Origin of the sequence: Cellulomonas terrae (assembly GCF_007990265.1) — a bacterium.
GTDB classification, from domain to species: Bacteria; Actinomycetota; Actinomycetes; order Actinomycetales; family Cellulomonadaceae; genus Cellulomonas; species Cellulomonas terrae.
Window position 1 is genome coordinate 47,306 of record NZ_BJWH01000001.1, and the last position, 26,445, is coordinate 73,750.

The 26,445-nt window shown below is 73.5% G+C and carries 23 protein-coding genes; 16 read left to right on the top strand and 7 right to left on the bottom strand.

Going from position 1 to position 26,445, the window contains the following annotated elements; genetic code table 11:
- The first annotated feature begins 180 nt into the window (after window positions 1-180).
- Window positions 181-1,935, top strand: coding sequence for a DEAD/DEAH box helicase (locus CTE05_RS00215; protein WP_146844456.1), 1,755 nt, complete (start codon window positions 181-183; stop codon window positions 1,933-1,935).
- 47 nt (window positions 1,936-1,982) lie between these two features.
- Here the strand turns inward: CTE05_RS00215 and CTE05_RS00220 are convergent, their stop codons facing one another.
- Together CTE05_RS00220 and CTE05_RS00225 are read right to left on the bottom strand one after the other, a co-directional pair.
- Window positions 1,983-2,606 carry a MarC family protein gene (locus tag CTE05_RS00220; protein WP_146844129.1) on the bottom strand — a complete coding sequence of 208 codons (624 nt, stop codon included), beginning with the start codon at window positions 2,604-2,606 and terminating at the stop codon, window positions 1,983-1,985.
- On the bottom strand, window positions 2,603-3,445 hold the full coding sequence (locus CTE05_RS00225; RefSeq protein ID WP_146844130.1) for a PHP domain-containing protein: 843 nt from the start codon (window positions 3,443-3,445) through the stop codon (window positions 2,603-2,605). The genes CTE05_RS00220 and CTE05_RS00225 overlap by 4 nt, the downstream gene beginning before the upstream one ends.
- A 35-nt stretch (window positions 3,446-3,480) precedes the next feature.
- Between CTE05_RS00225 and CTE05_RS00230 the strand changes: the two genes are divergently transcribed.
- Window positions 3,481-5,007 carry an aminopeptidase P family protein gene (locus CTE05_RS00230; RefSeq protein WP_146844131.1) on the top strand — a complete coding sequence of 509 codons (1,527 nt, stop codon included), beginning with the start codon at window positions 3,481-3,483 and terminating at the stop codon, window positions 5,005-5,007.
- A gap of 180 nt (window positions 5,008-5,187) precedes the next feature.
- Here the strand turns inward: CTE05_RS00230 and CTE05_RS00235 are convergent, their stop codons facing one another.
- Window positions 5,188-5,862 (bottom strand): YflT domain-containing protein, encoded by a 675-nt coding sequence (locus CTE05_RS00235; RefSeq protein WP_246123166.1) that lies wholly within the window; start codon window positions 5,860-5,862, stop codon window positions 5,188-5,190.
- Window positions 5,863-5,969: 107 nt separating this feature from the next.
- Between CTE05_RS00235 and CTE05_RS00240 the strand changes: the two genes are divergently transcribed.
- The 13 genes from CTE05_RS00240 to CTE05_RS00300 all read left to right on the top strand — a co-directional run bounded on the left by CTE05_RS00240 (window position 5,970) and on the right by CTE05_RS00300 (window position 20,408).
- A complete protein-coding gene (locus tag CTE05_RS00240; RefSeq protein ID WP_146844132.1) occupies window positions 5,970-7,277 on the top strand; it encodes a magnesium transporter MgtE N-terminal domain-containing protein in 1,308 nt (435 codons plus the stop codon).
- A complete protein-coding gene (locus CTE05_RS00245) occupies window positions 7,270-7,833 on the top strand; it encodes a DUF1003 domain-containing protein (protein ID WP_146844133.1) in 564 nt (187 codons plus the stop codon). The genes CTE05_RS00240 and CTE05_RS00245 overlap by 8 nt, the downstream gene beginning before the upstream one ends.
- Before the next feature lie 25 nt (window positions 7,834-7,858).
- A complete protein-coding gene (locus tag CTE05_RS00250) occupies window positions 7,859-8,998 on the top strand; it encodes an Mrp/NBP35 family ATP-binding protein (protein WP_146844134.1) in 1,140 nt (379 codons plus the stop codon).
- A 178-nt stretch (window positions 8,999-9,176) separates the two neighbouring features.
- Complete coding sequence (locus CTE05_RS00255) at window positions 9,177-9,962, top strand: DeoR/GlpR family DNA-binding transcription regulator (RefSeq protein ID WP_146844135.1); 786 nt, start codon at window positions 9,177-9,179, stop codon at window positions 9,960-9,962.
- Complete coding sequence (gene galT / locus CTE05_RS00260) at window positions 9,959-11,140, top strand: galactose-1-phosphate uridylyltransferase (protein ID WP_146844136.1); 1,182 nt, start codon at window positions 9,959-9,961, stop codon at window positions 11,138-11,140. Before CTE05_RS00255 ends, galT begins: the two co-directional genes overlap by 4 nt.
- The gene (gene galK, locus CTE05_RS00265; RefSeq protein WP_146844137.1) at window positions 11,137-12,342 is read left to right on the top strand and encodes a galactokinase; all 1,206 of its coding nucleotides are present in this window, start codon (window positions 11,137-11,139) and stop codon (window positions 12,340-12,342) included. Before galT ends, galK begins: the two co-directional genes overlap by 4 nt.
- A 214-nt stretch (window positions 12,343-12,556) precedes the next feature.
- Window positions 12,557-13,576: a permuted SH3 domain-containing protein gene (locus tag CTE05_RS00270; protein ID WP_146844138.1), complete on the top strand. Its 1,020-nt coding sequence runs from the start codon at window positions 12,557-12,559 to the stop codon at window positions 13,574-13,576.
- Window positions 13,573-14,352 (top strand): ABC transporter ATP-binding protein, encoded by a 780-nt coding sequence (locus CTE05_RS00275; protein WP_146844139.1) that lies wholly within the window; start codon window positions 13,573-13,575, stop codon window positions 14,350-14,352. The genes CTE05_RS00270 and CTE05_RS00275 overlap by 4 nt, the downstream gene beginning before the upstream one ends.
- Window positions 14,349-15,593 (top strand): ABC transporter permease, encoded by a 1,245-nt coding sequence (locus CTE05_RS00280; RefSeq protein WP_146844140.1) that lies wholly within the window; start codon window positions 14,349-14,351, stop codon window positions 15,591-15,593. Before CTE05_RS00275 ends, CTE05_RS00280 begins: the two co-directional genes overlap by 4 nt.
- 258 nt (window positions 15,594-15,851) lie before the next feature.
- Window positions 15,852-16,847: a hypothetical protein gene (locus tag CTE05_RS00285; protein ID WP_146844141.1), complete on the top strand. Its 996-nt coding sequence runs from the start codon at window positions 15,852-15,854 to the stop codon at window positions 16,845-16,847.
- Window positions 16,844-18,448, top strand: a complete 1,605-nt coding sequence (locus tag CTE05_RS00290) for a hypothetical protein (protein ID WP_246123167.1) — start codon at window positions 16,844-16,846, stop codon at window positions 18,446-18,448. Before CTE05_RS00285 ends, CTE05_RS00290 begins: the two co-directional genes overlap by 4 nt.
- Window positions 18,445-19,164, top strand: coding sequence for an ABC transporter ATP-binding protein (locus CTE05_RS00295; protein WP_146844142.1), 720 nt, complete (start codon window positions 18,445-18,447; stop codon window positions 19,162-19,164). Before CTE05_RS00290 ends, CTE05_RS00295 begins: the two co-directional genes overlap by 4 nt.
- On the top strand, window positions 19,161-20,408 hold the full coding sequence (locus CTE05_RS00300; protein WP_146844143.1) for an ABC transporter permease: 1,248 nt from the start codon (window positions 19,161-19,163) through the stop codon (window positions 20,406-20,408). Before CTE05_RS00295 ends, CTE05_RS00300 begins: the two co-directional genes overlap by 4 nt.
- Here the strand turns inward: CTE05_RS00300 and CTE05_RS00305 are convergent.
- Entirely contained in the window at window positions 20,348-20,914 is a 567-nt protein-coding gene (locus tag CTE05_RS00305; protein WP_146844144.1) for an ArsR/SmtB family transcription factor, read from the bottom strand. The two genes, CTE05_RS00300 and CTE05_RS00305, sit on opposite strands and share 61 nt — an antisense overlap.
- 57 nt (window positions 20,915-20,971) lie before the next feature.
- On the opposite strand from CTE05_RS00305, the gene CTE05_RS00310 reads away from it, so the two are divergent.
- Window positions 20,972-22,255: an MFS transporter gene (locus CTE05_RS00310; RefSeq protein ID WP_246123168.1), complete on the top strand. Its 1,284-nt coding sequence runs from the start codon at window positions 20,972-20,974 to the stop codon at window positions 22,253-22,255.
- 20 nt (window positions 22,256-22,275) lie between these two features.
- Here CTE05_RS00310 and CTE05_RS00315 read toward each other — a convergent pair whose 3' ends face one another.
- The 3 genes from CTE05_RS00315 to CTE05_RS00325 form a co-directional block, all read right to left on the bottom strand.
- Window positions 22,276-24,942, bottom strand: a complete 2,667-nt coding sequence (locus tag CTE05_RS00315) for an Ig-like domain-containing protein (RefSeq protein WP_146844146.1) — start codon at window positions 24,940-24,942, stop codon at window positions 22,276-22,278.
- A 139-nt stretch (window positions 24,943-25,081) separates the two neighbouring features.
- Window positions 25,082-25,894 carry an exodeoxyribonuclease III gene (locus CTE05_RS00320; RefSeq protein WP_146844147.1) on the bottom strand — a complete coding sequence of 271 codons (813 nt, stop codon included), beginning with the start codon at window positions 25,892-25,894 and terminating at the stop codon, window positions 25,082-25,084.
- Window positions 25,895-25,928: 34 nt separating this feature from the next.
- On the bottom strand, window positions 25,929-26,408 hold the full coding sequence (locus CTE05_RS00325; protein WP_146844148.1) for a VOC family protein: 480 nt from the start codon (window positions 26,406-26,408) through the stop codon (window positions 25,929-25,931).
- Window positions 26,409-26,445 lie beyond the last annotated feature (37 nt).

Sequence of the window (26,445 nt, forward strand, 5' to 3'; positions counted from 1 at the left end):
GCGCGAGTCGACTTGCACGATCGGCTGCCGGCCAACCCGCGTGGTGAACTCCGCTGTCGCCCGGGACGCTCCGACACCCGTCGGCCCCGGCCGCGCGCGGCGCACCACCCTTCGCAGTGAAGAGTCCTCGTGACCACCACCGACGAGACGCCGGAGCAGGTCTCTGCTCTGGCCGAGCCCATGACCCGACCCCTGAAGAACACCTGGTCCTCCGTGCAGGCCGTCGAGGCCTCCTTCGCGGACTTCGACGTCCGCCCGGAGATCGTCCAGGCGCTGGCCGACGCCGGCATCACGCACCCGTTCCCCATCCAGGCGATGACCCTGCCGGTCGCGCTGTCCGGCCACGACATCATCGGCCAGGCCAAGACGGGGACCGGCAAGACCCTCGGCTTCGGCGTCCCGCTGCTGCACCGCGTGGTCGCCCCCGGCGAGGAGGGCTACGAGCAGCTCCCCCACGCCGGCAAGCCGCAGGCGCTCGTCGTCGTCCCGACGCGTGAGCTCGCCGTCCAGGTGGCCGGCGACCTGGCCACGGCCAGCTCGCGCCGCAAGGTCCGCGTCCTGCAGGTCTACGGCGGCCGCGCGTACGAGCCACAGATCGACGCCCTCACCAAGGGCGTCGACGTGGTCGTCGGCACCCCCGGCCGCATGATCGACCTGCTCAAGCAGAAGCACCTCGACCTCTCGCACGTGAAGGCCGTCGTGCTCGACGAGGCCGACGAGATGCTCGACCTCGGCTTCCTGCCCGACGTCGAGACGCTGCTGGCCGCCACCCCGGCGAGCCGCCACACCATGCTCTTCTCGGCCACCATGCCCGGCGCCGTCGTCGCGATGGCCCGCCGCTACATGACGCAGCCGACGCACATCCGCGCCGCGGACCCGGACGACGACGGCCAGACGGTCAAGAACATCAAGCAGGTCGTCTACCGCGCGCACGCCCTCGACAAGGTCGAGATGCTGGCCCGCATCCTGCAGGCCCGCGGCCGCGGCCTGACCATCGTCTTCGCCCGCACCAAGCGCACGGCCGCCAAGGTGGCCGACGACCTGGTCGAGCGCGGCTTCGCGGCCGGTGCGCTGCACGGCGACCTGGGCCAGGGCGCCCGCGAGCAGGCGCTGCGCGCGTTCCGCCACGGCAAGGTCGACGTGCTCGTCGCCACCGACGTGGCAGCCCGCGGTATCGACGTCGAGGCCGTCACGCACGTCATCAACTACCAGTGCCCCGAGGACGAGAAGACCTACCTGCACCGCACCGGCCGCACCGGCCGCGCGGGCGCCAAGGGCACCGCCGTCACGTTCGTCGACTGGGACGACATCCCCCGCTGGGGCCTGATCGACAAGGCGCTCGGCCTGGGCATCCCGGAGCCGATCGAGTCGTACTCGTCGTCGGCCCACGTCTACGAGGACCTCGACATCCCCGAGGGCACCAAGGGGCGTCTGCCGAAGGCGCAGCAGACCCGTGAGGGTCTCGGCGCGGAGGTCCTCGAGGACCTGGGCGAGACGGGCAAGCGCGGCGGCGGACGTCCCGCCGGCGGCTCGCACTCGGACCAGATCCGGGGCAACCGGGGTGGCGGCGACTCGCGTCGCGGCAGCGACTCGCGCTCCGGCGACTCGCGCCGCGGGAGCGACTCCCGCTCGGGCGACTCCCGTCCTGCCTCGGCGCCGCGCAGCTCGGGCCCGCAGGCCGAGCGCCCCGCCGACGAGGCCGGCGAGCCCCGCGAGGGTGGCACCCGCCGCCGCCGTGGCGGGCGCGGCCGGGGTCGCGGCGAGGGCGGTGCCGAGAACACGACGCCGTCCTCCGAGGCGCCGACGACCGGCCCGTCCGCCGACCAGGGCACCGACGGAGCGTCGACCGGCGGCACCCGTCGGAGCCGCAGCCGTCGTCGCACGCGCAGCGGCCAGCCGGCCGAGGGTGGCGCCCCGCAGGCCACCGAGGGCTGACCTCACGACGAGAGGGTGCGTGCTCCCGCGGAGCGCGCACCCTCTCGCTAGGCCGCCTTGATGAACGCCTCGACGGCGTCGGCCACGAGCTGCACGGCGATGGCGGCGAGCAGGAGGCCGGCGATCCGGGTCACCAGGATGGTGCCCGAGTCGCCCAGGACGCGGTGGATGACGTTGGCGAACCGCATCGCCAGGTAGAGGCTGACGTGCACGGCGACGACGCCGAGCGCGATGGCCACCCAGTCGGCGACGGTCTTGTCGGACTGCTGGACGAACACCATCGTCGCGACGATCGCGCCGGGGCCGGCCAGCAGGGGTGTGCCGAGCGGCACGAGGGCGACGTTGACCTTCCCGTTCCCCGACGGTTGCGGCTCCTCCATCTTGCCGGTCAGCAGCTCCATGGCGATGAGCAGCAGGAGCAGCCCGCCGGACGCCTGCAGCGCGGGCAGCGTGATGTGCATGTAGTTGAGCAGCGACTGCCCGAACAGCGCGAAGGCGACGATGACGCCGAGCGCGACGAGCACGGCCTGGCGCGCGGCCCGGTTGCGCTGCTGCCGGGTCATGGCGCCGGTGAGGCCGAGGAAGATCGGGACGACCCCGGGCGGGTCCATGATCACGAACAGCGTGATGAAGACGGACGCGAAGAGGTAGGCGTCGAACACGTTGCTCACGGCCGCACCACGCCCGTCGTGCCCTGCTCCTCGATCTGCGCGAGCACCTCGGGCGCGGTCAGGTTCTCCCCCAGCCGGTTGGCCTTCCCGGTCCCGTGGTAGTCGCTGGACCCGGTCACGAACAGACCCAGCCGGTCGGCGATCGCGGTCAGCCGCTCGCGCTGCGCCGGCGAGTGGTCGCGGTGGTCGACCTCGAGACCGCCCAGGCCGGCCGCGGCCAGGCGGTCGAACACCCGGTCCGGCACGATCCGGCCGCGGGCGTCGGCCCCGGGGTGCGCGAAGACGGGGACGCCGCCCGCCGCCCGGATCGCGCGCACGGCGTCGGGCCCGTCGGGGGCGTAGTGGGGCACGTGGTACGGCCCGGCGGCGGACAGCAGGTGGAGGAACGCGGTGTCCCGGTCGGGCACGATGCCGAGGGCCACCAGGGCGTCCGCGATGTGCGGGCGGCCGACGACGACGGCGTCGCGGGAGTGCTCCAGCACGTCGTCCCAGGTGATCGGCACGTCCGCGGCGAGGAGCTCGACGATCGCCCGCGCCCGGTTGAGGCGGGCGTCGCGCGTCTTGTCCAGCTCGGCGGTGAGCGCCGGGTGCGTCGGGTCCTGCAGGTACGACAGCAGGTGGATGCTGATGCCGTGCGCGCGCGCGGAGACCTCGGTCCCCCGCACGAGCGCGATCCCGTGCGCACGGGCCGCCTCGGTCGCCTCCGCCCAGCCCGCCGTCGTGTCGTGGTCGGTCAGGGCGACCACGTCGAGCCCCGCGGCAGCGGCGTCCGCCACGACCTGTGCGGGTGCACCTGTCCCGTCCGACGCCGTGGAGTGGGTGTGGAGGTCGATGCGCACGGCCTTACCGTAACCGGGGGTGCGAGGATGACCGCATGAGCGAGGACCTGACTCCCGAGACGCCCACCGAGCAGCCGCTGGCCGACCGCGGGAGCAACCGTTCCCAGCGCCCCAGCTCGCCGGAGTTCGTGCGGTTCATCACGTCCGGGTGGGGCGGGCGCGGGCCGTCGACGGTCGAGCGCGGCCCGGCCGCCGAGCACACCGCCGTCCGCCGCTCCGCGCTCTCGGCGCAGTTCCCCGGCGAGCGGCTCGTGATCCCCGCCGGCACGTTCAAGCAGCGCTCCAACGACACGGACTACCGCTTCCGGCCGCACTCCGCGTTCGCGCACCTCACGGGACTGGGGTCGGAGCAGGAGCCGGACGCCGTGCTCGTCCTGCACCCCGTCGAGGACGGCGCGGGCGACGAGGGCAGCGGACACCACGCCGTCCTGTACATCCGGCCCCTGGCCGGCCGGGACACCGAGGAGTTCTTCTCCGACGCCCGCTACGGCGAGTTCTGGGTCGGTGCGCGCCCGACCCTCGAGGACCTCGAGACGCTCACGGGGGTCAGCACCGCGCACCTCGACGACCTGCGCGACGCGCTGGCCAAGGACGTCGGCGCCGACGGCGTGCAGGTGCGCGTCGTGCCGGAGGCGGACGCGGCGATCGAGGAGCTCGTCGAGGAGATCCGCGCGACCGAGGCCGCCGGCGAGCGCGACGAGAAGCTGGCCGAGGCCCTGTCCGAGCTCCGGCTGGTCAAGGACGCGCACGAGATCGAGCAGATGCGCCTGGCCGTGGACACCACGATCGAGGGCTTCGAGAAGATCGTCCGCGCCCTGCCCCGGGCCGTCGCGCACCGGCGCGGCGAGCGGATCATCGAGGGCACGTTCATCGGGCACGCCCGCGAGGAGGGGAACGCGGTCGGCTACGAGACGATCGCCGCGGCGGGTGAGCACGCCACGACGCTGCACTGGATCGACAACGACGGCCAGGTGCGCGCGGGCGAGCTGGTGCTCGTCGACGCCGGGGTCGAGATCGACTCCCTCTACACCGCCGACGTCACCCGCACCCTGCCCGTCGACGGCACGTTCACCGAGGTCCAGCGCCGCATCTACCAGGCGGTCCTCGACGCGGCCGACGCCGCGTTCGTCGCCGCCGTGCCGGGCGCCAGGTTCCGCGACGTCCACGCGGCCGCGATGCAGGTCATCGCCGAGCGCCTCGAGCAGTGGGGGCTGCTGCCGGTCACCGCCGAGGAGGCGCTGCTGCCGGAGAACCAGCACCACCGCCGGTGGATGGTGCACGGCACGAGCCACCACCTCGGTCTCGACGTGCACGACTGCGCGCAGGCCCGCGCGGAGCTCTACCTCGACGGGATCCTCGAGCCCGGCATGGTGTTCACCATCGAGCCCGGCCTGTACTTCAAGTCCGACGACCTGCTCGTCCCCGAGGAGTTCCGCGGGATCGGCGTGCGGATCGAGGACGACGTGCTGGTCACCGCCGACGGCAACGAGAACCTGTCCGCCGCGCTGCCCCGCGACCCTGACGCCGTCGAGGCCTGGATGGCGGGTCTGCTCGACCGCTGAGTGTCGATCGGGCCGGCCGGCCCGCGTCACCTCCTGTGCAGGGACACACACCCCCACAGGAGGCAGACATGGACCCCAACCTCGCACTGCTGTTCTCGAGGACCGCGACGATCCGCCTGGTGCACGGCGGCATGGCCGACGGCCCGCAGGTCGAGCCGGCGCCGACGGTGCGCGAGCGACTCAGGGCGCGGTCGGCGGCCCGGGCTGGTCGGTCGGCGGTCCGCTCGGCGGAGCGGGTGGTCCGGGCGGCGCGACCGGCGGCACGGTCGGCGACCCCCACGGCTGCGAGCCCGCAGCCGGCGGGTACGCGGTCGACGGGTCCGACGGGCTGGTCGTGATCGGCGCGGCCGGCCGGGCGGGCCAGCCGGACTGCACGCCACCGATCTCCCGCAGGAGCTCGCGCGCCTTGTGCGCCTGCTCCTGACGGCACAGCACCGCGTACGACGAGGCGACGATCTGGCTGGTGGACGTGAAGTCGCGCTTCCCGCGGGAGAACGAGTACGTGAGGACCGCGAACAGCAGGCCGAACGCACCGCCGATGAAGATCGCCGGGACCAGCGGGCTCTGCGACCCGGGTGCGGAGAAGAGGCTCAGCAGGAGCCCGACGAAGAGGCCGAACCAGGCCCCGGACAGGAAGCCGCCGAGTGCGACCCTCGGGTACGAGAGGCGGCCGGTGACCCGCTCGACCATCTTCAGGTCCGTGCCGACGATCGTGACCAGCTGCACCGCGAACGCGTTGTCCGCGAGGTGGTCCACGGCCTTCTGCGCCTCGAGATAGGTCGAGTACGCGGCGACCGTCTCCCCCTGCGGCGGCGTGGGGGTGCGCGGGGTGCGGGCGTTACCGGAGAACGACATGCCGCGATCTTCTCCCAGCACCGCACAGATCGCCAGGCCCGGGCGACGCGCGGCCGAACGACCGGCGTGCGGCGGCTCACGGCCGTGCCCGGTCTAGGCTGACCGACGTGAGCAGCGTCGGGACCAGGGTGTTCGTCGCGCGCCTAGCCGGGACCAACGTGTTCGACCCCCTCGGAGACCAGGTGGGACGAGTGCGTGACGTCGTCGTGCTGGTGCGCCCCAAGGGGCTGCCCCGCGCCGTCGGGCTCGTCGTCGAGGTGGCTGCGCGGCGCCGCGTGTTCCTCCCGCTCACGCGCGTCACCGCGATCGACTCCGGGCAGGTCATCTCGACCGGCCTGGTGAACATGCGCCGGTTCGAGCAGCGGGCGTTCGAGACCCTCGCGGTCGGCGAGCTGCTCGACCGCACGGTCGAGTTCGTCGACGGCTCCGGCCAGGCGACCATCGAGGACGTCGCCATCGAGCTGCAGCGCAACGGCGACTGGGTGATCTCCAAGGTGTTCGTGCGTCGCATCCCCGCCGGGCGCTCGGGCATCCTGCGCCGGCGCGGCGAGACGCTGCTGGTGTCCGTCGACGAGGTCACGGGACTCGGTCAGGCGAGCGCCGCGCAGGGCGCCGAGCTGCTGCTCGCGCAGTACGAGGACCTCAAGCCGGCCGACCTCGCCGACGTCCTGCACGACCTCGGCCTGACCCGCCGGCTGGAGGTGGCCAGCGCGCTGGACAACGAGCGGCTCGCCGACGTCCTGGAGGAGCTGCCCGAGGACGACCAGGTGGGCATCCTCCAGGGCCTCGCCCTGACCCGTGCTGCCGACGTGCTCGAGGCCATGCAGCCCGACGACGCCGCCGACCTGCTCGGTGAGCTGCCCGACGACCAGGCCGCCGAGCTGCTCGAGCTCATGGAGCCCGACGAGGCCAAGGACGTCCGCCGGCTGCTCGCGTACGAGGACAACACCGCGGGCGGCCTCATGACGACCGAGCCGGTGATCCTCGGGCCGGAGACGCCCATCGCGGCCGCGCTGGCCCACGTGCGCCGCCAGGACCTCACACCCGCGCTCGCGTCGATGGTGTTCGTCGCGCGCCCCCCGCTGGAGACGCCGACCGGTCGGTTCATCGGCGTCGTGCACCTGCAGCGGCTGCTGCGCGAGCCCCCGCACGAGGCGATCGGCTCGATCGTCGACACGGACATCGAGTCGATCACCGTCGACGCCCCGCTGCTGTCGGTCACCCGCAACCTGGCCACCTACAACCTGCTGGCCCTGCCGGTGGTCGACGCCGAGAAGCGGCTGCTCGGGGTGGTCTCCGTCGACGACGTCCTCGACCACCTGCTGCCCGAGGACTGGCGGGAGACCGACGACGAGGGCAACTTCCCGGACACGAGCGTCCTCGGCATCACGCGTCCGGGGGCGAGCCGTGGCTGACCGTCTCGACACCCCGCTGGAGACGCGCCGCCGGTTCATCCGTCGGCCGCAGCTCGACGAGGACGCCTCGGGCAAGATCTCCGAGAGCATCGCCCGCTTCCTCGGCACGCCGCGCTTCATCATCTACTTGAGCGTCTTCTGCCTGCTCTGGATCGCCTGGAACGCGAACTGGGGGCCGGACCGGCCGCGGTTCGACGACCCGGCCCAGGGGTTCACTGCACTGACGCTCATGCTCTCGCTGCAGGCCTCGTACGCCGCCCCGCTGATCCTGCTCGCGCAGAACCGGCAGACCGACCGCGACCGCGTGCAGGCCGAGCAGGACCGCCAGCGCTCCGAGCGCAACCTCGCGGACACCGAGTTCCTCGCCCGCGAGATGGCGGCGCTGCGCATCGCGCTGTCCGAGGTGGCCACCCGCGACTTCGTCCGCTCCGAGCTGCGCAACATGCTGGAGGACCTCGCCGCCGATCGGGACGGGGACAAGGAGCACGAGGGCGAGCGGCCCGAGAAGAGGGGCGACCGGTCTCGCGGTGGCGCCGACCGGCCCGCACGGGGCTGACCTCCGCCCGACCTACGATGGCCCCATGCCGGACCCCACCGACCCCCTGCTCGATGCCATCCGCGAGGCGCTGACGCACGTCCTCGACCCGGAGATCAAGCGGCCGATAACGGACCTGGGCATGGTCCGCTCCGTGGAGGTCGTCGGATCCCGCGCGACGGTCGGGATCGACCTGACGACCCCGGGCTGCCCGTTGAAGGACACGCTGACGCGGGACGTCAGCGCCGCGGCGGCGACCGTCGACGGGATCGACGACGTCGCCGTCGTGTTCGGCGTCATGTCGGCCGAGCAGCGGTCGGCGCTGCGGACGCTGCTGCGCGGCACGGACTCCGAGCCCGTCATCCCGTTCGCGCAGCCCGGCTCGCTGACGAAGGTGTTCGCGATCGCGTCGGGCAAGGGTGGCGTCGGCAAGTCTTCTGTCACGGCCAACCTGGCGGTCGCGATGGCCGCCGACGGGCTGAAGGTCGGCATCGTCGACGCGGACATCTACGGGTTCTCGATCCCGCGGATGCTCGGGGTCACGCGCCAGCCGACGCGCGTCGACGACATGCTGCTCCCGCCCGAGGCGTTCGGGGTGCTGGTGGTCTCGATCGGCATGTTCGTCCCGCCGGGGCAACCGGTCGTGTGGCGCGGGCCGATGCTGCACCGCGCGCTGCAGCAGTTCCTCGCGGACGTGTTCTGGGGCGACCTCGACGTCCTCCTGCTCGATCTGCCCCCCGGCACCGGGGACATCGCCATCTCGGTGGCGCAGCTGCTCCCGAGCTCGGAGATCGTCGTGGTGACGACGCCGCAGGTCGCAGCCGCCGAGGTGGCCGAGCGGGCCGGGTCGGTGGCCGTGCAGACGCGGCAGCACGTCGTCGGCGTGGTGGAGAACATGTCGTGGCTGGAGCAGCCGGACGGGTCGCGGCTCGACGTGTTCGGCACCGGCGGCGGGCAGACCGTCGCCGACAACCTCACGCGGATCACCGGCGGCGACGTCCCCCTGCTCGGGCAGGTCCCGCTCGACGTGCGCCTGCGCGAGGCCGGTGACGCCGGCACGCCCGTGGTCCTGAGCGCCCCGGACTCCCCCGCCGCCCAGGCCCTCGTGGGCGTCGCCCGCTCGCTCGCCTCCCGCCGCCGCGGCCTGGCGGGCCGCTCTCTGGGCCTCACCCCCGCAGGCCGCTGACCCACCGCCCTAGGTTCGACCGTCCCACTCCGCACTCCGCGACGTTGGAGCGCGCACGCTGACGTCCCCTCCCAAGTACCCACGACGTCCGCGCTCCGGCGGGGCAGAGCCCGCGCGAGTGCGGACGTCGCGTTCCGCGCCTGTTGAAACTTGTTGGTTTGTGTGTGAGAGTGTTCGGGTGCTTGCGTCCCAGCGTCAGGAGCGGATCCTGGCTGCCGTGCGCGCCGACGGGGCTGCTCGCGTCGCCGACCTGGTCGAGAGCCTCGACGTCTCGGACATGACCGTCCGCCGCGACATCGCCGAGCTCGCCCGCGCGGGCCTGGTCCGTCGCGTGCACGGCGGGGCGGTGGCTCCGGACGCCCTGGGACGGCCCACCGACGAGCCGGGCTTCGACGCGAAGCGGTCCTGGGCGGGCCCCGAGAAGGCGGCGATCGCCCGGGCGGCGCTGGCCACCGTCGAGCCCGGCCAGGCCATCGCGCTGTCCGCCGGCACGACCACGTTCCTGCTGGCCGAGCTGCTGGCCGGTGCCGGCATCCCGGCCCTCACGGTCGTCACCAACGGCCTGCGCATCGCCGACGCCCTGCATGGCGCGGCCGGGGTCGAGGTCATCCTCACCGGCGGGGCCCGCACGCCGTCCGACGCGCTCGTCGGCCCCGTCGCGGACGCGACGCTCGCGAGCCTGCGCGTCGACCGCACGTTCCTCGGCGTGCACGGCCTGGACGCCAGCGGTCTGACGACCCCCAACCTGGCGGAGGCGGCCACGGACCGCGCCCTCATGGCCTGCGCCGCCGCGACCACCGTGCTCGCCGACCACACGAAGTGGGGGGTCGTCGGGCTGGCCCGGATCGCCCCCCTGGACGACATCGACACCCTGCTGACCGACGACGCCCTGCCCGCCGACGCACGACGACACCTGACCGGTGCCGCCCTGCGCCTGGTCACCATCCCCGGAGCCGCCCCGTGACCGCACCCGTCCGCATCACCCCGACCACGCTCGCCGACGGCCGCGAGCTGATCTACTTCGACGACTCCGAGCCGTACGTCTCGGGCGGCGCGACGCGCACCCTGACCGACGCGCGGCCACTCGTCGACCGGTTCGCCCCCGTGCCCGACGCGGACGGCGTGCCGCAGCCGGTCACCGGCCCGGAGCTGCGCCGCGACCCGCTGACCGGCGAGTGGATCCCGATGGCGGCGCACCGGATGAACCGCACGTTCCTGCCCCCGGCCGACGCCAACCCGCTGGCACCCGCGAAGCCCGGTGCGGTCTACCAGGACGGCGAGATCCCCGCCGAGGACTACGACGTCGTCGTGTTCGAGAACCGCTTCCCGTCGCTGCTCGCCGTCCCCGGCGTCCCGGACGCACCCGTGCAGCGCGACGGTGAGCCGCTCTGGACCGTCCGGCCCGCCGCGGGCCGCTGCGAGGTCATCTGCTTCTCGTCGGACTCGACCGCGTCGCTCAGCACCGTGACCCCGCGCCGGATGCGCACGATCGTCGAGGCCTGGGCGCAGCGGACCGAGGCGCTGAGCGCGCTGCCCGGCATCGAGCAGGTGTTCGTGTTCGAGAACCGCGGCAAGGAGATCGGCGTCACGCTGCACCACCCGCACGGGCAGATCTACGCGTTCCCGTACGTCACGCCGCGGACCACCGCGATGCTCGCCGAGGCGAACGCCCACCACGAGCGGACCGGCCGCCTGCTGGGCCGGGACGTGCTGGACGCCGAGCTGGCCCACGGGGAGCGCATCGTCCTGGAGTCGGAGCACTGGGTGGCGTACGTGCCGTTCGCGGCGCGCTGGCCCGTCGAGGTGCACCTGGCCCCGCGGCGCGACGTGCCCGACCTGCCGGCCCTGACCGACGCGGAGCGCGAGGACCTCTCGACCGTCTACCTGTCGCTGCTGCAGCGGCTGGACCGGTTCTTCGTCGGCCCCGACGGCGAGGCCATCCCCCTGCCCTACATCTCCGGCTGGCACCAGGCCCCGACCCGCGAGGGTCGCGACGTCTCCCGCCTGCACCTCCAGCTGTTCTCGGTGCTGCGCGCACCGGGCAGGCTCAAGTACCTGGCCGGCGTCGAGTCCGGCATGGGCGCCTGGATCAGCGACACCACCCCCGAGCGCATCGCGACCCGACTGCAGGAGCTGGCATGACCGCCGAGGTGACCTGGCTGGACGTCTGGACCCCGCAGGAGGGCGCCGACCGGGTCCGCGCCCTGTTCGCGGGCACGTTCGAGGCCGAGCCGGAGGGCACGTGGTCGGCGCCCGGCCGCGTGAACCTCATCGGTGAGCACACCGACTACAACGGCGGCCTGTGCCTGCCCATCGCGCTCCCCCACCGCACGTACGCGGCGGTGCGGCGCCGCGACGACGGCGTGGTGCGACTCGTCAGCGCGCAGGAGCCGACCGGCATCCGGACCGTCGACCTCGCAGACGTGGCCCCGGGCACCGTCGACGGCTGGGCGGGCTACGCCGTGGGTGTCGCGTGGGCGCTGCGGCAGGCGGGTCACCCCGTCGCCGGCTTCGACGTCGCCGTCGACTCGTGCGTGCCGTACGGCGCCGGGCTGTCGTCGTCGGCGGCGCTGGAGGCGTCCACCGCGGTCGCGCTCGATGAGGTGTTCGGCCTGGGTCTGACCGGCTCGGACGAGGGACGCGCCGCGCTGGCCGCCCTGTGCGTGCGCGCCGAGAACGAGATCGCCGGGGCGCCCACCGGCGGCATGGACCAGGCGGCGTCGCTGCGCTCGCAGGACGGGCACGCGCTGCTCCTCGACTGCCTCGACGGCTCCGTCCGTCAGGTCCCGTTCGACCTCGCGGCGCACGACCTGGCGCTGCTCGTGGTGGACACCCGCGCCGAGCACGCCCTCGTCGACGGGCAGTACGCCGCCCGGCGGGCGTCGTGCGAGGCGGCGGCCGCACGGCTCGAGGTCGCGACGCTGCGCGAGATCTCCGACGACCCGCGCGGGCTGGAGTGGGCCCTGGACAAGCTCGACGACGAGGTCCAGGTCCGCCGCGTCCGGCACGTCGTGAACGAGATCGACCGCGTGACCTGGTTCGTCGCACTGCTCGACGCCGGGGAGGTCGGTCTGGTCGGGACGCTGATGAACGCGTCCCACGCCTCGCTGCGCGACGACTACGAGGTGTCGTGCCGCGAGCTGGACCTGGTGGTCGACACGGCCCGGGCGACCGGTGCCGTGGGCGCGCGGATGACCGGCGGCGGGTTCGGCGGGTCGGCGATCGCGCTGGTCGCCGCCGACGAGGTGGACCGGGTCGCGCAGGCGGTCGCCGACGCGTTCGCGGCGGAGGGTCTGCGAGCGCCGGCGTTCCTGGTGGCGACGGCGGCCGGCCCGGCCCTCTGAGACCAGGCAGGCACCGTGAGCTCGCGGGGCGTGCAGCCACGGCCTCCGACACGCGCGATCGGCGCTTGACCGCTAGTGCGCGTCGCACAGTAGTGTCTGGCGCACGGTAACGGGCTCGCTCCTCGACCACGTCATCCTCACGACGGATCCCCTGGTCACGGCGCACTCGGTACGTTCCGTCGCAGCCCGTCCCACCAGCCAGAGGAGCCCGACCGTGGGGGTCACCCGCCGGATCATCTTCCCGACCGTCCGCCTGATCCTGTGGGCGGTCATCGCGGCCGCCCTGGTGAAGATCGCCTTCGCCGGAGCGGACGTCAGCACGGTCGACACGTCACTGCAGCCCACCGGCGCCGTGGTCGAGCCCACGGTCGAGGTGTCCACCGCGACCGTGACCAACGCGGTCACGGTGCAGGCCTCGGTGACGGCAGACCCGTCCGTCGTCGTGCGCGCCACGCTCGCCGGCACGGTGTCCAAGCTGCTCGCCGCCGACGGCGCCGTGGTCGCGGCCGGGGCGCCGGTCCTCGAGATCCGGCAGGAGACCCCGCAGGACCCCGTCGTCCGGACGGACCCCACGACGGGCGAGCAGACCACGACCGAGCGACGGCCCAAGGTCACGGTCGAGACCGTGAAGGCGCCCGTCGCCGGCACGCTGACCCTGCCGACCCTGAAGGACCAGGTGGTCTCCGTCGGCGACGAGGTCGGTAAAGTCGCACCCGGCACGCTGTCGGTGACGGGCACGCTGACGCCCGACCAGCAGTACCGGCTGGTCGGCGCACCGACACAGGGCGCCGTGACCCTCACGGGTGGGCCGGCGCCGTTCGAGTGCACCGGCCTGCGCGTGGGCGCGGCACCCACCACCGAGACCCAGCAGGTCGCCGAGGGGACGACGAGCGCGTCCGGCACCGTCACCTGCGCGATCCCCGCAGGGATCACGGCGTTCCCCGGCCTCGGGGCGACGATCGAGATCACGAACGGCACGGCGGCCGACGCCGTGGTCGTCCCGGTCACCGCGGTGCAGGGTACCGTGCAGGCGGGGAACGTCTGGGTCGTCTCCGCCGACGGCAGCAACGAGAAGCGCGCGGTGGCGCTGGGGCTCACCGACGGGAAGAACGTGCAGGTCACCGAGGGCCTGGCCGCCGGCGACACCGTCCTGGAGTTCATCCCGGTGCCGGGCGGCACGGGCAAGCAGGTCGACTGCAGCGTCGACTACGACCCGACGGTCTGCGGCGGATGAGCCTCCTCGAGCTCACCGACGTCACCCGGTCGGTCCGGCTGCCCGACGAGCGGCTGCTGCACATCCTGCAGGGCGTCACCGTCGCGGTCGACGCCGGCGAGCACGTCGCGATCGTCGGCCGCTCCGGGACCGGCAAGTCGACCCTGCTCAACATCCTCGGCCTGCTCGACGCGCCGACCTCGGGGCAGTACCTGCTCGAGGGCGTGCCCATCGGGACGCTGTCGAACGGGGCGCGCACCAAGCGCCGCGGTCGCGACTTCGGCTTCGTGTTCCAGCAGTTCAACCTGCTGCCCGGCCGCACGGCCCTGGAGAACGTGTCCGCTCCCCTGCTCTATGCGCGCGGGCGCCAGTTCTGGTCCCGCACGCGGTTGGCCGCGGAGATGCTCGAGCGGGTCGGCCTGGGCGACCGCGTCGACACGTTGCCCGACAAGCTCTCGGGAGGCGAGCAGCAGCGTGTTGCCATCGCGCGCGCGCTCGTGCGCGGACCCCGGGTGATCCTCGCCGACGAGCCCACCGGCGCGCTCGACGTCGAGACCGGCGGCGAGGTCATGGACCTCCTCGACGAGATCGCGTCGCAGACCGGCGCCGCCCTGGTGACGATCACGCACGACCTGGCCGTCGCCGCCCGCGCCGAGCGCCAGTACCGGCTCGCCGACGGGATCCTCGTGCCCATCAGCCTGGACACGACGGCCGAGTGGGTGGGCGACGTGCCGCTCGTCGCCGACCGGTCGTCGCACACCGAACGGCGCCTGCCCGACGCGGGGGTGCGCGCGTGACCGGCGTCGTGGGTGCGATCGTCGAGGCCTGGGGCGAGCTGCGGATCCACAAGCTGCGCGTGCTGCTGGCGCTCGTCGGGGTGGCGTGCGCGGTCACCGCCATCACCGGCGTCACCGCGCTCGTGTCCATGCTCAACCAGTCCTTCACCGAGCAGACCGAGCGCCAGTCGGGTCGCAGGGTGACGCTCAACGTCAACGCCTGGCCCCAGGGCGCGCAGGCCACGACGCCGGCGGGGTGGGACGAGGCGTTCGGGCGCGTGCTCGAGCGCTACGACATCACCTATGCCAGCCGCGACGAGTGGACGCAGGCGACGATGCGGTTCCCCGACGGCACCCGTCCCACACAGGTGCGCGCCGTGGACGCGGACCTGGGCGTCATCAACCGGATCGTGCCCGAGCAGGGCCGCTGGTTCACCGCGGCCGACGAGGAGGCCCTCGCGCCGACCCTCGTCGTCAACCGGGCGTTCCTGCGCGCGTACGGGCTCACGGACCTGTCGTCGCACCCGACGGTGCCGCTGGGCGACCGGGCGCCGGTCACGGCGACCGTCGTCGGCGTCCTGCGCGACGAGTGGCCCGGCGCCGAGCCGCAGGCCTTCGTGCTGTACGAGCAGTTCCACCGCTGGATCGGCGCGGACGGTTCTGGAGCGCAGTCGGGCGGTCCGGGGCCGGGGGTCGTGGACCCGATGATGGGCGTCCAGGTGCCGGCGATGCTCCTGTGGGTGCCCGCCGACCGGTCCGCGGAGATCGGGGAGAGCGTCCGGCGCGACCTGCAGGCGACCGCCCCGGGCTGGCAGGTGGAGGTCATGGACAACCACTGGGACGACGGCGGGCTCGACCGGGCGACGACGTGGGTCGGCATCGGTGTCGGGGGCTTCGCTCTGCTGCTCGGGGGACTCGGGCTGGTCAACATCGCGCTGGTGACCGTGCGGTACCGGATCCGGGAGATCGGCATCCGCCGCTCGTTCGGCGCGACGTCCGGACGCGTGTTCTTCGGGGTGCTGCTCGAGTCGGTCGTGGCGACCGTGGTGGCCGGGCTCGTCGGTGTGGTGCTGGCCGTCGCGATCATCAAGAACATCCCCGTCGAGCGGGTGTTCGGCGGGGGGATCCAGGACATGCCCCCGTTCCCGTTCAGCGCCGCGATGGTCGGGATGGCCGCCGCCGTCGCGGTCGGCGCGCTGGCCGGCCTGATCCCCGCGACGTTCGCCGTCCGGGTCAAGGTCATCGACGCCATCCGCTACTGACGTATGACGTCCCGGAAAGGTTGTGCACCCTGCGGTGGATGTCTCGCCGCCGACCCTCTCCCTACGCTCGGACCTGCACGGCGGCACACCTGAGGACCGCGCCGGGCGCCCGCGGAGGGCGGGTGCCCGGCGTCCTCCCGGCGGTGCAGCGAGATCACCCCACGGGATGATCTTTGTCCCGTTCTCGCCCGATATCGTCCTGGGCGACACACCAGTGAGAGCGACTGTGACTCCCCCCTGCCGAAAGGGCACGCCACGATGAGAACGACGCCGACCTTCACCGCGATCGCCACGGGGGTCGTCGCCCTGGCCCTCCTCACAGGGTGCTCCTCCGGCGGCGGACCGACGGGTGACGCGACGCTGACGTACGAGGACAGCCCGCTCGCGGCGTACTGGGAGAAGCTCGGCGGGTCGCAGGACGAGGCCGAGATGGACGCCCAGATGGCCCGCTCCGAGGAGATCGTGGCCGCCTGCATGCAGGACGAGGGCTTCGAGTACACGCCTCAGGACACCTCGGGCATGAGCAAGGCCGTGGAGGACAGCGACGACGAGATGCCTGCGTGGGACTCGCTGGAGTACGCCGAGCAGTACGGGTACGGCGCCACGACGTCGCAGGACATGCCGATGAACGACGGCGCCGACGAGGAGTGGGTGGACCCGAACGCCGACTACGTCGCCACGATGAGCGAGTCCGAGCAGCAGGCGTTCTGGGAGGCCCTCTACGGCGCCCAGGCCATGTCGGAGGAGCCCGTCGACGAGGAGACCGCCGAGGCGGAGGTCGAGGAGTACGACTGGACCACCGCCGGCTGCCAGGGCAAGGCCCAGCACGAGGTCTACGAGGCGGGCCAGGTCTGGGACGACCCGGAGTTCGCGGACCTGACGGAAGCGATGAACGAGCTGTGGCAGGACACGCAGACCGACGAGCGGACGACGCAGGCGTACGCGAAGTGGGCCGACTGCATGGCCGACGAGGGCTACGACTTCGCCAACCCGCAGGAGGCGCAGGACAGCATCTACAAGCTGACCGGTGAGATCCCCTACGACGAGGAGACCGGGACGCAGGACGAGGCCGCCCTGGCCGAGATCCGCGACCAGGAGATCGCCACCGCCGTCGCCGACCGCACCTGCCAGGACAGCACCGGTGCGGCCCGCGCCGCTCTCGAGGCGCAGTTCGCCATCGAGCAGGAGTTCATCGACGCGCACAAGGACGAGCTCGACGCCATGGTCGAGAAGGCGGCCCAGGCGTCCAAGTGAGCAACCGCATCGTGAGCACGCAGGTCACCGGAGGGCGTCGCACCATCGTGGTGATGGCGGTCGTCGCCGTCGTCTGCCTCGCCGCAGGGGTCCTCCTGAGCCGGCTGATCGTGTCGCCGGGCAAGGCCGCCGCCGACGCGGCACCCCCGACGGCCGGTCCCATCACGGTGCCGGTGGAGAGCCGGGTCATCGCGAACGAGCTCGTCATCCGTGGTGACATCGGGTACGACGACCCCGTCGCCCTGCGGGTGGAGACCGGGGACCTGGGCGGCCCGGCCGTCGTCACCGGCCAGGTGCCGGTGGTCGGCGCGGAGATCGGCCCGGCGTCGGTCGCGCTCGAGATCGTCGGCCGGCCGGTCATCGTCCTGCCCGGCGACCTGCCGACGTACCGCTCGCTGCGGGCGGGGGTCTCCGGGCCCGACGTCCGCCAGCTCAAGGCCGCGCTCGTCGGCCTCGGCATCGACCCCGGCAACGCCGGGAGCGACGCGTACGACGCCGCGACCGCTGCGGGCGTCCGCGCGCTGTACCAGAGGGTCGGGTACGAGCCGCCGTCCGCGGGTGAGGAGCTCCAGGACGCGGTCGCCGCGGCACGCGACGGTGTCCGGGCGGCGCAGGACGCCCTCAGCGCCGCCCAGCGCGAGCTGGCCGCCGCGGCCGTGGGCCCGCTGCAGTCGGAGATCATCGGCCTGGACACGTCGGTCACGGTCGCCCAGGCGACGCTCGACCAGGAGCAGGCCCGGTGCACCGCCCCGACCGAGGAGGCCCCGTGCAGCCCCGTCGCGGTGGTGGAGGCGCAGGGCGCGCTCGCCCAGGCGAAGGCGGCGCGGGCCGAGGCGGGCAACCCGGCGGACACCGGTGCGCAGCGGGCCGCCGTCGCGTCGGCGCAGTCGCAGCTGGCGGCGGCCCGGGAGGACCAGTCCGAGGCGCAGGCCGCGACGCTGACCCCGCTGCCGGCGAGCGAGATCGTGTTCGTGCCGTCGCTCCCCCGCCGCGTGGACGTCGTCGACGCGACCCGCGGCGGGACCATCACCGGTGAGTTCATGAGCGTGTCCGGGGCGACGATCCAGATCACCGGCAGCGCGACGCGTGCGGACGCCGAGCTCCTCGCGGTGGGCACGGTCGGGTCGATCGTGCTCGACGACCAGGAGCTGCCCGTCACCGTCGCCGAGGTCACCGACCCCAGGGCGACGCCCACGTCGACCGAGGGCGAGACGGAGGGCGAGGAGCAGGAGCAGGAGAACGAGCCGAAGGGTGACCGCCGGACGGTGGTCTTCACGCTCGGCGACCTCACGCAGGAGCAGGTCCTCGCGCTGCAGAACACCAACGTCCGTGTCCGGGTGCCGGTGAGCTCGACGGAGGGCGAGGTTCTGGCCGTGCCGCTCGCGGCGCTGACCGCCGGACCGGGCGGGGAGTCGCGCGTCGAGCTCGCCGGGAGCGGGGGCACGGCCAGCTCGCTCGTCACGGTCACCACCGGGCTCGCCGCCGACGGGTACGTCGAGATCGTGGGCTCGGAGACACCGCTCACCGCGGGCGACCTGGTGGTGGTGGGCGTGGCCGGAACCGACGAGAAGTCGGCCGACGCCGAGGCGGGCGACGAGTGACGGTCCTCGACCTGCTCGGCCCCGCCGAGAGCCTCGAGCCGGTCCCTCCGGTGCTGGAGCTGCGCGGCGCTGCCCGGCAGTTCCCGGGCGACCCGCCGGTCCACGCGCTGCACCCGGCCGACCTCGTGGTGGGCTCCGGCGACTACCTGTCGGTCGTCGGACCGTCGGGCTCCGGCAAGTCCACGCTCCTGAACCTCCTCGGCCTGCTGGACAAGCCGACCGACGGCGAGTACCTGCTCGACGGCATCCCGACGGCCGGCGCCGGCGAGCGCGAGCGCGCCGCCCTGCGGGCCGGTCACATCGGGTTCGTGTTCCAGGCGTTCCACCTCATGCCGCACCGGACCGTGCTGGAGAACGTGCTGCTCGCCACCCTGTACAGCGGGGTGCCCCGGGCGGAGCGGCGAGACCGCGCACTGGCCGCGCTGGACCGGGTGGGGCTGAGCCACCGCATCGACTTCGTCCCGACCGTGCTGTCCGGTGGTGAGCGGCAGCGGGCGGCCGTCGCGCGGGCGGTCGTCGCCCAGCCTCGCGTGCTGCTGGCCGACGAGCCGACGGGCAACCTCGACTCGGAGAGCTCGGCGAGCGTCCTCGACCTGTTCGACGAGCTGCACGCGGGCGGGCTGACCCTGCTGGTCATCACGCACGACGACGAGGTGTCGGTGCGCGCTCAGCGCCGGGTCCGGATCGCCGACGGGTACCTGCAGGAGATCGCATGACCGCGGTGACCGAGCGCGTGGCGCGGTCCGACCGGTTCGGGCTGCGGGACCTGCTCGCGGAGGCCGCCGCCGGCATCGGTGCGCGGCCGGGACGGCTGCTCCTGACCATCCTGGGCACCGTGCTCGGCATCGCCTCGGTCGTGGTGACGGTCGGGCTGGCGCAGACCGCGTCGGGGCAGATCAACAAGCAGTTCGACGCCGTCGCGGCGACGCAGGCGGTGGCCGAGCCGGAGACCAGCAACGGCTGGGACGGTTCCGCGCGCGCCCTCGGGTCGCTGCCGTGGGACGCGTCGGCCCGCGCGGAGCGGCTCGCCGGCGTCGAGGCCGCCGGGACCTTCTCGACCGTGGACGTCGGCGGCGCCGAGATCACCGCGGTCCCCGTGCACGACCCGTCGGCCGCCCGGACGGTCGCGCCGGACGTCGTCGCGACCTCCCCGGGGGCGCTGGAGGCCGTGCGCGGCCGCATCGTGCAGGGCCGCTACTTCGACGCGGGTCACGACGCCCGCGCCGACCGGGTCGTCGTGCTGGGTGCCGCCGCGGCCGAGCGGCTCGGCGTGGTCCGGGTGGATCGGCAGCCGTCGATCTTCATCGGCGACCGCGCCTACCAGGTCATCGGCATCGTCGACGACGTGCAGCGACGGTCCGACGTGCTCACCTCGGTCCTGATGCCCGAGGGGACCGCTCGCGCGGACTTCGCGCTGGCGTCACCGGACCAGCTGCACCTGCACCTCGCGGTCGGCGCCGGTCCCGTCGTCGGCAGCCAGCTGCCGACCGCCCTGAGCCCGAACGCCCCCGAGACGATCGACGTCCAGACCCCGCCCGCCACCTCCACGGTGCGGCAGAGCGTGCAGGCGGACGTCAACACGATCTTCCTGGCCCTCGGTGGCGTAGCGCTGCTGATCGGTGGGGTCGGGATCGCGAACGTGACCCTGCTGTCGGTGCTGGAGCGCGTCGGTGAGATCGGTCTGCGGCGGGCGCTCGGGGCGACGCGGCGCGACATCGGTGCGCAGTTCATGGTCGAGTCGGTGGTGGTCGGGCTGCTCGGCGGGATGCTGGGCGCCGCGCTCGGGGTCGCCGTCGTCGTCGGGGTCAGCGCCGCCCAGGAGTGGACCCCGATCCTCGACCTGCGGATGGTCGGGGTCGCCGCGCTGGCGGGTGGGGTGATCGGTCTGCTGGCCGGGCTCTACCCGTCGCTCAAGGCCGCGTCGATCGAGCCCATCGCGGCCTTGCGCGGCGGGGTCTGACGCGACACGTCCTCGTGCAGGGCCCAGAAGATCGAGTACGGGGTGCCGTCCGGGGTGGGTGGCCGCTGGGCGAAGTCGTCGAAGACGGCGCCGACCCGGGTGGCCAGCTCCTCGTACCCGGCGGCGTCGAGCCGCAGGCCGAGGCGGGTGGCGACGATGTCCTGCGGGTCGACGAGCGCGACCTCCTCGAGGAACGCGTCGATGAGGACGCGGCCCATGCCGGGGCCGCCGGGGGTCCGCCACGACTTGCCGGTGGCCCGGTAGGGCACCTCGCGCGACCCACGGGTCCCGCGCCGGGCGGGCTGCGCCGCGAGGAAGCCGCGGTCGACGAGCGTGCGGACGTGGTGCAGGACGGTGGCGGGGTTGCGGTCCAGGCGCTCGGCGATCTCGCGGTTGGTCAGGGCCTCGTCGAGGCACAGCCGCAGGATGCGGATGCGGACGGTGCTCGCGAGGGCGCGCGCGTCGGCGTCGATCTCCGCCGTGTCCCGGGGGGCTGGCTCGGTCATGGGTCGATCCTCCCACAGTGATTGACATTTCCCAATCAGTTGTCGATGCTGGGCCGCGTGAGCACCCCCGACGCCACGGCCACCCGGTCGCTGATCCACCACCCGGACTTCCGCCGGCTCTGGACCGGAGACGCCCTGGGTCAGCTGGGCGCGCAGCTGACCGCTCTGGTGCTCCCGATCTTCGCCGTCCAGCAGCTCGCCGCGACCGAGTGGGAGATGGGCGTCCTCAACGCCGCCGAGCACGCCGCGTTCCTGGTCATCGGCCTGCCCGCGGGCGCCTGGGTGGACCGGATGCGCAAGCGGCGGGTGCTCATCGTCGCGGACCTGGTGCGCGCGGCCGTGCTCGCCACGGTCGTCGTGACCGCGGCCACGGGGCACGCCACCGTCCCCCTGCTGATCGTCGCTGCGCTGATCATCAGCGTGGCGACCGTGTTCTTCGACGTGTCCCATCAGAGCTACATCCCCGGCCTCGTCGGCCTCGACCACCTCGTCGAGGGCAACTCCAAGCTGCAGGCGACCGCGTCCGTCGCCCAGGTCGTGGGACCCGCGCTCGGCGGCCTGCTGCTGCGGGTCATCGCGGCACCGGCGCTCATCGCGGTGACCGTGGTGACCTACCTGGTCTCCGCGTTCGCCGTCGGGCGGATCCGGCAGCAGGAGACGCCGCCGCACCCCGACACCCGCCGCCCGCTGCGCGTCGAGATCGCCGAGGGCCTGCGCTTCGTGGTGCACGAGCCGTACCTGCGGCGGATCGTCGCCTGCACGTCGCTGGCCAACTTCGCGAACGCGGTCGGCGGCGCCGTCCTCGTGATCTACGTCCTGCGGACCCTCGGCCTGGGGACCGCCGCCTACGGTGCGATCCTGTCCGCGTCCGCGATCGGCGGACTGGTCGGCGCCGTCGTCGCGGGCCGGCTCGCCCAGTGGGTCGGGGAGGGCCGGATCATCCCGCTGTCCGCGCTCGTCACCGCACCCGCGGTGGCCCTCACCCCGCTCGCCGCCACGGGCGTGGCCCCTGCGTGGCCGCTGCTCGTCGCGGGAGGCGCGACCTTCGGCTTCGCCGTCATCGTCTACAACGTGGCGCAGGTCAGCTTCCGGCAGCGCGTGTGCCCTCCTCCGCTGCTCGGACGCATGAACGCCTCCGTGCGCTTCATCGTGTGGGGCTCGATGCCGATCGGCGGGCTGCTCGGCGGCTGGCTGGGCACCTCCTTCGGCGTGCTGCCGACGCTGTGGGTGTCCGTCGGCATCACGGCGCTCGCCGCGCTGCCCGTCGTCTTCTCGCCCCTGCTGCGGATGCGCGACCTGCCGGGCGCTCCCGTCGTCGACGAGGTGCCGCCCACCGCCTGAGCCCGACCAGGGACCGACAGCTACGCGCGACGGCGGGCCACCACGAGCAGGACCCCGCCGACGAGGAGGAGCACCGCGCCCGCCAGCAGCAGCGGTGCGGGCCCGGCCCCCGTCACCGCCAGTGCGCCGCCACCCGCGGGCGGAGCCGGGGTCGGCTCCGGTGCGGGCGGCGCCGGCGCGGCGGCGACCGTGACCGTCACGGTCGTCGTCGCGCAGAGGTCCGGGGCAGTCGAGGCGCAGATCGTGTACGTGAACGTGTCGGTCCCCACGAACCCTGCGGCAGGCACGTACCGAGCCGTCCCCCCCGCGAAGGCCACCGTCCCGCGGGAGGGCGGCGAGGCGAGGGACGGAGCCGCGACGTCGCCCAGGTCGTTGCCGATAACGGCGACGTCCACCGCGGTGTCCTGCTGCGTCGTCGCGGCGTCCGGTGCGGCCACCGGGTAGACGTCGACCGTCGCGGGGCCCGTCGTGCACAGCTGCGGCGTCCCGTCGTCGCAGACGAAGACACCGAACGAGTCGCGGCCCGCGAAGCCCGCGCGGGGTGCGTAGGTCGTCGTCCCGTCGCCGGCCACGACCGCCGTGCCGGTGCGGGGCGGCACCCCGCGGAACGACGTCACCACGTCCCCGGCGTCGGGGTCACCGACGACGAGGCTGCCGGTCACCGGCGTGCCCGTCGTCGTCACGAGCGCGAGCGGCTCGACCGTCGGCGGGTTGTTGGCGGGTCGCACCGTGATCGTCACGGTCGCCGTGTCGCACAACGCGGGAGCCGTGGGCGAGCAGATGCGGTACACGAACGTGTCGACCCCCTCGAAGCCCGGGTCGGGCGTGTACGTCGCCTGCCCGGTCGCGGGGTCGAGAGTCACGGAACCGTTCGCCGGTGGCGTCGCGGGTGCCGCGTCGAGCGGTGCCCCATCGGTGTCGTTCGTGAGCACCGGGACCGTCACGGGGACGTCGACGAACGTCTCCGCGAGGTCGTCCGACGCCCGCGGCCGGACGTTGATCGTCACCGTCGCCGTGTCGCACGCCACGGGAGTCCCGTTGTCGCAGACCTGGTAGGTGAACGTGTCGATCCCGGCGAAGTCCGAGTCCGAGACGTAGACGAACCCACCGCTCGGGCCGAGGTAGAGCAGCCCGTTCGTAGGCCGGACGAGCGCCGTGAACGTGAGCTCCTGACCGACGTCGGGGTCGCTCGCGGTCACCGTCCCGACCACGAGCGCCCCGGTCACGGTGTCGCGGACCAGGTCGTCGGCGACGGGCGGGTTGTTGACGGGCGGCGGTGTGCCGACGACCTGCGTGGTCACGCGGCCCGACTCCGCGCTCCCGTCGTTGTTGGACGGCGACGGGTCCGTCGTGGAGGACGTCCCGCTCACCACGTTGACCAGGGTCGAGCCCGCGGCCGCCGTGACCGTGCCGGAGAAGGTCAGCGGGACGGTCGCTCCCACGGCCAGGGTCCCGAGCTCCCACGTCAGGGCACCGTCGACCACCGTGCCTGTCGTGGACCCCGGGACGAGCGTGAAGCCCGCCGGCAGCGCGTCGCTGACCACGACGTCCTGCGCGACGGCGGGACCGTGGTTGGCGACGACGACCTCGTACGTGACCGTGCCACCCTCGAGCACCGTCGCCGGGCCGGACTTGCTGACCTCGAGGTCGGCGGTCGTGTTCCCCGGGACCGCACAGTCGGGCAGCTCGGCGGCCGACGGCACCGTGGTCCGGACCACGTTGGTCACCGTGCCCGTCGCGACGTCGAAGATCTGCCCCGGCGGCGCGACGGTCTGCACGCGGATCGGGTCGACCGCGGAGTCCCCCACGAAGCTGCCCTGGACCGTCGTGGTCCCGGAGAACCGATAGCCACCGAAGCCGCCGACCGACCCGTCGTCGGTCAGGCCCGCCGCGGTCAGCACCGCGACGCCCGACTGCCGCCACCCGCCGTTGTTCAGGAACACGCCCTCGACGGTCATCACGCCGGAGTTCCCCGACACCGGGCTGTCGTTGACGAAGTTCCCGGCGGTGCTGAGGACGCAGACGTTCTGCAGCGCACCCGAGCCGTTCACCGTCAGCCCGCCGCCGAACGTCACGAGGCCGGCGTTGTCGAGCGTGCCGTTCACGGTGCCGCTGCCGGCGACGGTCAGCGATCCGCTGTTCTCGACGTGCGCAGCGGTGTTGAGGATGAGGTCGCCCTGCACCTCGAACGCACCCTCGTTGAGGTAGCCGCCGCCCGCAGGCGTGAAGCTCCCGGCCACGACGAGCTCGGCGCCCGCGTAGACGTGCACGTCGGCGCTGCCGTTGACACCGAGGCCGTCGACGCTCGCCGTCCCCTCGAGGTCGAGGGAGAACCCGGCGTTGACGACGACGGACGGCAGGTCGAGGGTGGCGCCGGCCGCGACGACGAGCGCGCCCGCGGCGTTGTTCATGTACTGCCCGGTCAGGGTGGCGCCCGGTGCCACGCACAGCGTCCCGCCGGCGGGAAGGACGTCGATCCCGGCCGTGACGTCCGCATCGACGAGCACCACCTCGCCCGGCGCGACGGTGATCGACGTGGCACCGGCGTCGACGGTGCGCGTGGGGGCAGCGCACTGGGACGCGAAGTCCGCGTGCGCGGCGGTCGACGGCACGAGCACCAGGCCGGCCAGCACGACGAGGGCAGACACCAGCACGGCCACGCCCCGCCCCGCCCCGCGCTGCGTCACAGGCCCTCCTGTCGCGCTCCCCCGCCTGCGGCCACGCTAAGCGATTCACCCGAGACCGGCACGGCCAGACGTGGCGAGACGCGCTCGACGTCGGGAGCTGCCCGGTCGGCGGCGTACGGAGCGCCGGACGCGCCGCGCCTCAGAGGTCGTACTCGACCACCACCGGCGCATGGTCGGAGAACCGCTCGGCGTAGGTGGCCGCACGGTCCACGGTCGCCCTCACGGCAGCGTCGGCCAGGTCCGGGGTGGCCAGCTGGTAGTCGATGCGCCAGCCGGCGTCGTTGTCGAACGCCTTCCCGCGCCACGACCACCAGGTGAACGGCCCCGGTCCCTCGCCGCCTAGCTCGCGGCCCAGGTCGCGCCAGCCGAGGTCGTCGAACCAGCGGTCCAGGTAGGCGCGCTCACGCGGCAGGAACCCGGCGGACTTCAGGTTGCCCTTCCAGTTCCTGATGTCCGCCTCGCGGTGAGCGATGTTCACGTCCCCGGCGACGACCGCATAGCCGCCCTGCTCCGCGATGTCCGCCAACCGGCCGGTGACGTGGTCGAGGAACGCGTACTTCTCGTCCATCGACGGCGTCCCCAGAGTGCCCGAGTGCAGGTACGTGGACACGACGGTGATGCTCCGCGCCGGAGCGCCCTCGTGCGCGGGAAGCTCCAGGTCGGCCTCGACCCAGCGCCCGGAGTCGCCGGTGACACCGGTCTTCAGCCCGATCCGGACCGCGGACATCGGCAGCCGGCTCGCGATCGCGACGCCCGCCCGCCCCTTGGCCTCGCTCGCCTCGTGCGCGAGGTGCCACTCGCCGGCCGGGAGGTGGTCCGCGAGGATCTCGTCCGTCGCACGCACCTCCTGCAGCAGGACCACGTCCGGCTTCCGGGCCTCCAGCCAGGTCCCCATCCCCCGCTTGTAGGCGGCCCGGATCCCGTTGACGTTCACGCTCGCGATGGTCAGCACCGGACCATCCAACCCGATCCCGCCGACAGTCCTGTCACTCGCCGCGGTACGCCCGCTCCAGCCGGTCGATGTCGAGCTTGCCCATGGTGAGCAGCTCCGCCGTGGCGCGCGCGACTCCCTCGGCGTCGGGCCGGGACATGAGGTCGTCCAGCTGCGCGGGCACGATCTGCCACGAGACGCCGAACTTGTCGACGAGCCAGCCGCACTCGCTCGGACGGCCCCCGTCGGCGGTGAGGACCTCCCAGTAGTGGTCGATCTCAGCCTGGTCGGCGCAGTCGAGGACGAACGAGAACGCCTCGTCGAGCGTGAACGAGGGGCCGGCGTTGAGGAAGGTCGCGCGCATGCCGTCGAGGGTGAGCTCGACGAGGAACTCGGTGCCCTTGGCGACGCCCGGCACCCCCGCGGGCGCCGTCGCGACGGAGTGGACCACGGTGTTCGGGATGACCTCGGCGTAGAAGCGCGCGGCAGCGACGGCCTGGTCGTCGAACCAGAGGTGCGGACGGACGATGCCCATGGGTGGGCTCCCTTCCGACGACCGGGGCCGGCCGTCA

Excerpts from the sequence above, each read along its gene's own strand:
- CTE05_RS00285 (WP_146844141.1), top strand. The coding sequence starts at position 15,852 with ATGAGAACGACGCCGACCTTCACCGCGATCGCCACGGGGGTCGTCGCC.
- CTE05_RS00235 (WP_246123166.1), bottom strand. The coding sequence starts at position 5,862 with ATGTCGTTCTCCGGTAACGCCCGCACCCCGCGCACCCCCACGCCGCCG.
- CTE05_RS00305 (WP_146844144.1), bottom strand. The coding sequence starts at position 20,914 with ATGACCGAGCCAGCCCCCCGGGACACGGCGGAGATCGACGCCGACGCG.
- galK (WP_146844137.1), top strand. The coding sequence starts at position 11,137 with ATGACCGCCGAGGTGACCTGGCTGGACGTCTGGACCCCGCAGGAGGGC.
- CTE05_RS00215 (WP_146844456.1), top strand. The coding sequence starts at position 181 with ATGACCCGACCCCTGAAGAACACCTGGTCCTCCGTGCAGGCCGTCGAG.
- CTE05_RS00250 (WP_146844134.1), top strand. The coding sequence starts at position 7,859 with ATGCCGGACCCCACCGACCCCCTGCTCGATGCCATCCGCGAGGCGCTG.
- CTE05_RS00275 (WP_146844139.1), top strand. The coding sequence starts at position 13,573 with ATGAGCCTCCTCGAGCTCACCGACGTCACCCGGTCGGTCCGGCTGCCC.
- CTE05_RS00230 (WP_146844131.1), top strand. The coding sequence starts at position 3,481 with ATGAGCGAGGACCTGACTCCCGAGACGCCCACCGAGCAGCCGCTGGCC.
- CTE05_RS00300 (WP_146844143.1), top strand. The coding sequence starts at position 19,161 with ATGACCGCGGTGACCGAGCGCGTGGCGCGGTCCGACCGGTTCGGGCTG.
- CTE05_RS00325 (WP_146844148.1), bottom strand. The coding sequence starts at position 26,408 with ATGGGCATCGTCCGTCCGCACCTCTGGTTCGACGACCAGGCCGTCGCT.